Below are 503 nucleotides of genomic sequence, written 5' to 3'. Positions count from 1 at the left end.
GCCGCCGGCTGCTCGGCCGAGGCTGCCACCGCGACCGCGGACCGCCCTCCGCGCGCGGCAGCGTCCTGGGCGCGGCGGGCCGGCTTCCCCGGTTTCCCCGGCTTCCCTGATCCGGCGCCCTGCGTGGGCCGGATCAGTTTCTGCGTGGCCTCCTCGGAGTAGCCGGCCGGCCCGAGCGAGGACAGCACCGCGGGCAGGATGATCGTCTGGGTGGCCTCCTCGCGGTATCCGCCGGGCGCGGAGGCCGACAGCGCCGGCACGACCGTCGTCTGCGTGACCTCCTCACCCCGCCCGCCGGACGCGGACGCCGACAGCGCGGCCGGCCGTCTGAGCACCTTCGTGACCTCCTCGACATAACCCGAGGAGGCGGTGGCCGACGCGGCCGCGGGCACGGATCTCCCCGGAGCCGCTTTTTTCGGCCTGCTCGGTGCCGCTTTCTCCGGCGCCGATTTTCCTGGTACCGCTTCTTCCGGTGCCGGCTTTCCTGGTGCGGCTTTTTCCGG

General features: G+C 74.0%; 1 pseudogene. It reads right to left on the bottom strand.

Annotated elements, in window-relative coordinates:
* Positions 1-335, bottom strand: a pseudogene (locus tag AC5LSR_RS06725) (glycosyltransferase family 2 protein); the annotation flags it as partial.
* Between the last annotated feature and the right edge of the window lie 168 nt (positions 336-503).

The organism is Protofrankia sp. CiP1_Cm_nod4, from assembly GCF_982290645.1.
Note: the sequence above shows the minus strand (reverse complement) of the source record. Positions and strands in the feature narration are given on the sequence as shown.